This window comes from Bacillus sp. FSL K6-2971 (assembly GCF_038006405.1).
Classification (GTDB): domain Bacteria; phylum Bacillota; class Bacilli; order Bacillales; family Bacillaceae; genus Bacillus; species Bacillus pumilus.
Window position 1 is genome coordinate 1 of the sequence record NZ_JBBOVD010000003.1, and the last position, 7,063, is coordinate 7,063.

The 7,063-nt window shown below is 35.7% G+C and carries 5 protein-coding genes; 2 read left to right on the top strand and 3 right to left on the bottom strand.

Going from position 1 to position 7,063, the window contains the following annotated elements; translation table 11 throughout:
* The first annotated feature begins 231 nt into the window (after positions 1–231).
* Positions 232–1,335 (top strand): Rap family tetratricopeptide repeat protein, encoded by a 1,104-nt coding sequence (locus MHI33_RS21925; protein WP_216927891.1) that lies wholly within the window; start codon positions 232–234, stop codon positions 1,333–1,335.
* A gap of 1,193 nt (positions 1,336–2,528) precedes the next feature.
* Complete coding sequence (locus tag MHI33_RS21930) at positions 2,529–3,095, top strand: DUF3967 domain-containing protein (protein ID WP_216927890.1); 567 nt, start codon at positions 2,529–2,531, stop codon at positions 3,093–3,095.
* Positions 3,096–3,344: 249 nt separating this feature from the next.
* On the opposite strand, the gene MHI33_RS21935 is transcribed toward MHI33_RS21930, so the two are convergent.
* The 3 genes from MHI33_RS21935 to MHI33_RS21945 all read right to left on the bottom strand — a co-directional run bounded on the left by MHI33_RS21935 (position 3,345) and on the right by MHI33_RS21945 (position 5,734).
* Positions 3,345–3,848 (bottom strand): hypothetical protein, encoded by a 504-nt coding sequence (locus MHI33_RS21935; RefSeq protein WP_216927889.1) that lies wholly within the window; start codon positions 3,846–3,848, stop codon positions 3,345–3,347.
* Positions 3,849–3,932: 84 nt separating this feature from the next.
* Positions 3,933–4,382: a hypothetical protein gene (locus MHI33_RS21940; protein WP_340913956.1), complete on the bottom strand. Its 450-nt coding sequence runs from the start codon at positions 4,380–4,382 to the stop codon at positions 3,933–3,935.
* A gap of 311 nt (positions 4,383–4,693) precedes the next feature.
* A complete protein-coding gene (locus tag MHI33_RS21945) occupies positions 4,694–5,734 on the bottom strand; it encodes a protein rep (protein WP_340913957.1) in 1,041 nt (346 codons plus the stop codon).
* Between the last annotated feature and the right edge of the window lie 1,329 nt (positions 5,735–7,063).

Consider the following 7,063-nt stretch of genomic DNA (forward strand, 5'->3'; position numbering starts at 1 on the left):
CACGTGTTATTTCCAAGTGACTGTACCCGATATTTTCAATGACAACATGCAAAAAACAGGTCATATTCTCCCTAGCTGTACATCCAAAAGTCATTGCTGTCAGCATCCATATTCACATGCACACAAGTAAAAAGAATCGGTTTTGTTGGGGAATTTCTCACTTTCTAAATATTTACTAAATCTGTAAGATAAAGAGAAACATTTACGACAGGCAAAAGGGTGGGGATGATGATGGCCAAAACAATTGCATACGAAGAAGTCGCCAACATGATGAATGAATGGTACGGGGTAATTAAAAAAAGAAAAGTAGACGAAGCAATACAGTTAAAAGAACAGATTAAAAGAATACTTCCACACATGGAACAAAATCAAGACCTGCTCCTGTATTTCAACCTTTTGGATTTTAGAAACAATCTTTTGATAGATGATGCGCAGCGACTAAAAATCAAAAGTCGTACAACCATCAAAAAAGAAGATATTCAAAAGACGGACGACATGATTCAATACTACTTTTACTTTTTCAACGGACAATTTGAGTTTCACAACAAGAATTACATTGATGCGATCAACTTTTACAAAATTGCCGAAGATAAGCTAAAGAAAATCCCCGACGAAATTGAACACGCCGAATTCCACTACAAAATTGCCATAGTCTATTACCAAATCGATCAGCACTTCTTTTCACTTAGTCACGCAGAAAAAGCACTCAATTCCTTCAAATCCAACGATCAATATATATCAAGACAACTCCAATGCGAAATGGTAATAGCACATAACAAAATGGAATTAATGAGTTATAAAAAAGCTGATCAACATTATTCAACCATCATTAAAAAATCAGATGAAATCGGGGATTCATACACCAAAAGTTTAGCTCATTACAATATCGGTATCAGTTATGAAAAACGTGGTGATCTATTACAAGCTGAAAGCCATTTACTAAAAGCAATTGATATACCAGAACACAGGGAATCATTGAACACCATCCGCACATATTACATGCTTAGCAAAGTCTGTTTTAAAAGTGAAAAAACTGATAAAGCTCTTGTCTGGTACAAAAAAGCATGGAATCTAGCCGAGGAAAATAACGAAGATGAATACAGAGCAAAACTCATGATAATAGATGCACTTTACAACAATAGTCACATAAACAATATTCACCACGCCATGAAGTACCTAGAGAAAAAAAGACTATGGACAGATATAGCCGAATTGTCACGAGAAATAGGCAATCACTTGAAAAATAAAGGAAATATCACGCAAGCCGTTAAATATTATGAACAAGCACTTGTTGCAAAAGACGAAATCATAAAAATGACGGAGGCGTTAGAATGAAATGGATTGTCAGCTTATCTATACTAGCTCTATTGATCACTGGAGTAACTGTTTATTCAAGCACTCATCACGATCAACAAATTGCTGAAAAGGCTGTATTTCCAACATGAAATGGATTGTTAGCTTATCCATACTGGCACTATTGATCACTGGAGCATCTATCTATTCAAACACTCAAACAGATCAGAAAATCGCTGAAAGAGGTGTAGTAGGCGTATGAGTTGTTATGAAAAAGGAATAGGACCAACATAAAAACATTTAAACGCCCTATAAGGCGTTTTTTCTTTGTTTGCATCTTTTTATATCTGAACAAAAATAAAAGCGCTCAGAATCGAATCTGAACGCTCTCAGAGGCATTTAGAATTACAGCCTCGGTATTTTTATGTATTTAATCATGCATCTTATCATCAAATTAAAATCGTTTCAAAACGAAAACGGCTCAATCCATTGATATGACTGATTTTTGACAGTTTTCTTTGTCCGTAGTACCCCCCTGTTAGCATGGGGGGGTTCTAGTTTGGCTCTCGGTGCTCCGCTTTTCGTTGCCACTCAGGCGACTGTCGCCGCCTTTTCGCTTCGCACCTTCGCCAAACTAACAAGGATTAGGATAGTAATCTATTATACCATTCTTCTTCCAAAATTCCCAACGGTACAATGCCTGGCATTCTGCTTTCAACGGAGAGAAAACCCACAGCACCTATTTAGGTGCATAAGTGGGCACTGGTTCCCTAGTGACTCTTTTCGGGCTCTGCCCAAACCCGCCAACGGTCAGCCCGTTGGATCGCAAATATTCAAACCCCCTACCCCCGATCTTCGGGGGATGCCCCTTCGGCGGGCGCAAACAAACGGGGTTTGTTTGAATCAATAGGCTTTGGGTCTCGTGAATGAGTCAACTCCTTAATGCTCACTTCGTTCCGCTTACCGTTGACTCATGCCATATGTTTTTCACTCCATTTTTTAAACAGTAACGCTCCTTTTGTGTGCACACTTTTCCGAAACAACACAAAACAAACACGAACTTAATTCACCATGATTGAACCCTTGTTGCGACTGATTTTTTTGCAAAACGTTACCTTTCGTTTGGTAACATAGCTCTCCTTTTCAAACAAAGTTAAAAGAGGCATTTCTTAAACTTATATCTAATTATATCAAAAGGAATTTACATTCCATTCCCTAAATCGGGAGGGATTCATTTGGAAAAAAAATTATTAACCATGACACAGATCGCAAAACAATTAAACCTTGCTGAATCCACGGCAAGATTTTATAGAGATCGGTTTGAAAATTATATTCCATCTGTTGGTGAAGGGAGAAAAAAACGCTATAAACCCGAGACCATCGAAGTGTTGCGATTCATTGCGGAAGGGTTCAAACGCAACCTAACCGCAACTGACATCGAAGAGGGCTTATCCCGCATGATTGCAAGAAATACTGAATTTGAAGAAGTAACCGCAACAACAACCGCAACAGCGCAACAGCAATCAAAAAACGAGCCAAATCACTACGCTTTACAGCTTCAAATAGCAATCGAGCAAATGAACGCAGCTATACAAGTTATTGGTAATCAAAAAGAAGAGATTGCTGAATTGCGAAAACATGTTGCGATTATAGAAAACAAGCAACAAGAACAACAAGAATACATAAATACCAAACTCGAAGAACGAGATAAAATGCTAATGGAATCAATAAGGGAAATACAAGAATCCAAAAAGCAACTTGTAGCTATTCAACAAAAAAAGTGGTGGCAATTTTGGAGATAAACTATCCATGAAATGGCGCACTTATACACACGCCTGTGTGAGTGCTAAAATCTTTCGATTTCCGTCAAGCGTGTCATGAAAAAGTTTTGAATTAGACGACATACCAAAAAAGCAGACTAAATAAGCCTGCTTTTTTAATTTGTTATGTAATTTTCAATACCAACTTGCCAACGTGCCATACCTTCAAATTTAGCAAAAAACAGCTCAAACAAAAAAATCAGTATTCACCAATCGTACATTTATTAAAAACTATGCTTTAGGTCTATCAGTAGAAATAAATTCTAATAAAAAACAAACTAAAGTTAAACCGATAGAAATTTTGATACTATCTGCAATACCAATTGAACATATAACACCAACAAAGAAAACAAATAAGAATCTAAAAAGTGAAACGAAAATAGTCTTTAGTATATTGTCTCCCATTATATGTTTTGCAACTGTAATAAATATATTGTCAAGAGTAAATGAATAACAAACTAACGCTAAACTCACAATGATAATTTGAGTGAAATCTACATTTAACCCTAATGACTTAACGATTACACTTATTGATCCTGTAGCAATCAAAACTATAAACATAATTACTGCTGTAGGAATTAAAGACAACAAAAGTGCACCAACAAATGTGGAAAACACATATCCCTCATTTGTTTTATTCTCTTCAGCTTCCCTTTTTTCGCCTCTATACATAAAAAAGAAAAACAACGAAAAGAAAAATAAATAAATTAACATAGTAATTACAAACAAATCCAATCCTGATCTCTCCTTATAAAAATATTAAAGAAGAGAGTGAATAATATTATTCACTCTCTTCTTTAATATTAATATATTCAATATCTATACCAAAAAGAAAACAACAACTTTAGCGATTAATTGCGCGTCACCTGGAGGAATTCCAGCTGCCATTAAAGCCGCAGTAACTTTAGCTTCACCGAAAGATGTTAACTGATCAATTACATCAGCTGCTTTATGTGACCATTTACTACAAGCATCACCAGCTTTTTGAGCCCACTTATGAGGAATTTTCTTTATTAAAGTCCCTAAAGCTGGGCCACCTACTCTTAATGCTTTGACTAGAATTTGTTTACCAAAAGGAATTCCTTTTGTACTCATTGTTGGATCATTTCCAACAGGAAGGGTAGATGTATTTGTTTTACCTATGTTACCAACACTTTCACGATTTGCTTCCGCAGCACTAGCATAACTAGGCGCAATAGCAGAAATTCCAAAAACACTTAGTGAAACCAATAAGAAAAATGATATGAATTTCTTCTTCACTTTAATCACTCCATCCTCTTTTCTTCAACAAAACCCATGCTACCATTAAATGAGATATTTTAACCTTAAAATTACTTTAAAGGTTAAAATAGTAATAATATTATTTCAAATTATATAGCCAATGGTTACCAAAACAACAATAGACTTTTTCATAAACTTTCACTCTCCCAAAAGTTATTTGAAATAAAACGTAACATAATATTTGCTAAAAATACCTTAATTGTAAAAGTTTTTAAAACGCTTGCGGACACCGCAATCAAAAAAGAAATTTCACCTGCCATATTGACATAAAGAAAGCAGACCCATGATAGGTCTGCTTTCTATGTGATTATGTAATTCTTGATCCCAACATGCCAATGAGCCATGACTTCAAATGTCTCATTCGCCACTTCATCATCATCTTCTTCAATTCTGATCAGATCTCCATCTTCCGCATCCGTCAAATTCAGTTCCTTATGAATATCTTTCAAGATCCCGCCGTAGCCGATCAACCGCCTAGCATTGAGTGCATCATCCAAATAATAAACCGTATCCAAATTTTCCTCGGTCACTTCATTTCCACGTATCACATCAGTGTCTTTCACTGGATACTTTGAAATCTCTAAAATGGCTTTTTGCTCTTCCATTTCTTTACGCACTTCTTTTTCAATTGCTTCCGCATCGATTCCCTTTTTTCCTTTGACACGCTGCACGTGTACGATTGGTGTATAATCCAATTTCATTGCACGTTTCCAAAAGCTTGTCCACTCTGCTTGTTTGATATAGCTTTTACCTGTGAAATAACTTCTTTTCACTGGAATTAATACATGAAAATGAGGATGATATGTATTCTCTTCATGATTTTTTGTAATTTCTAAAGCTCTGAAAAAACCAAGTGTTCCAGTTTTCACTTTTTTGTATTGAAACAGCTTTCTAAAGCCTTGCATCATATCAGTAATCGTTTGTTTTAAATCATCGCCCTCAACATTTTTCACTGTCAACGTAAGAAATATCCATGCGGGCTTATATTGTCTGTTTGCTTCTTCGACGATCAATTTATTATGACTCGCAATTTTTAACGACCTTCGCCACGCACACATAGAGCATAACCTCACTTTACAAAAATAGGCTTGAGCTAGCTTTAACTTGCCCGTTTTTCTGTCTCTCTTAAACACAAGATATTCCGCACAATCACAGACTTTTTCAGCTTTTTTCAGAAAATAAGGAGAGCCAGTGCGCTTTTCCAACGCCTCATAATGAGCAGAAATAAGTGACGATTTCATCTTTTTTCCTCGCCAATCCCGCTTTTTTCCTGTTGCGGTTTTGTCCTCAAGGATGGTATAATCTGAATTGAAATCACCAAAATTGTATGTATTACACATAAAAAAACTCCTTCTGACGCTAGTTATCTAGCATTCTATTATTTAAGATTCGACACCTTAATAATAGCAGATGGAGTTTTGTGCTGTCAAAATGTCTTTAAAGCCTTGACACGACTGGATTTATCGCACTTTTTCAAAATGACAGTGTTTCTATATGTATCAAGATAAGAAAAGACACGATTCTGACTCCGTCAAAATCGCCTAAAAATCTGGCGAAACCGCCATCTTTTTAAAAACCAAAAACCCAAAAACAAAAAAGAAGCCAGTAATATACTAGCTCCTCAAAAATAAACCCAATCTTATCTTTCTTTACTTGCAGACATGAAGGAAAGGTCCCCCATTTAAATTCTAACCAAATAGACTATTTTTTATAACATCAATCTTTCAATGATCACTCTTCCACATTCTAGCATATGATAACAAGAATTTTGATCTCCCCATTATCAATCTTCGTTTCATAAAAAAGCAATTTGATTTTACAATCAGATTGCTTTTCCCCATTAAGAACCAATAACATAAAATGTTTTTCTTAATAAAAAATCCAAAACAGCCATAAGTTATAAAAAAAAGCCCGCAAATATTAAAAGCATCCTGCTTATGTTCAGGGTGCTTTTAATATTTGATTTTAATCAAACAAAAAAGGAGTCAGCAAAGTGCCGGCTCCTAAAGACCTTTTCGCACACGGAAACGTTGGCGTTGGAGGTTCCCCATTAAAATTCTAACCAAAATCATTATTTTTTATAACCTCGATCTTTCAATGATCACTCTTCAGCAAACTCACATATATTGGAGTGAGTATTGAAACCCCATCGTTAATACTCACCAACCTCCATAAATTTCGTTTTTATAAAAAGCAATCAGATTTAAAACGTCAGATTGCTTTTTATTTCAGAAAAATCCACACCACATATACGCATCAACATATACTAAAAAGAGCACTTGTCATCCTAACTAGAGGAATTCGGCATCCTCATCATGAAAAGGTCGGCGTCCTAAAAAAAATTTCCCCTCAGGGGGAGATTTTTTTTATTTTTTTCACTCTTTTTCACAAACATTCATACCTTAAAGAATCATAACCTATCTCTGACGACTAGAGCATTCAGCTAGTCGTTATTTTTTATGCAACCTGACTAAACCTGGCATTCAAAATACAACTGCCGTCACCCGCCCACAAAAATGGTGGGATTGAAAAAGAGACAAACAGAAGAGCATAGAACAAGTAAGGTCATTTCATGGCGATCAGTCCGACCTTCTTGGCCATTGCTATTTATGCGTTCCTGCCGACTGTAACCAGTGGAAATATCACGTTTAATCAAAAACCTAATAGTT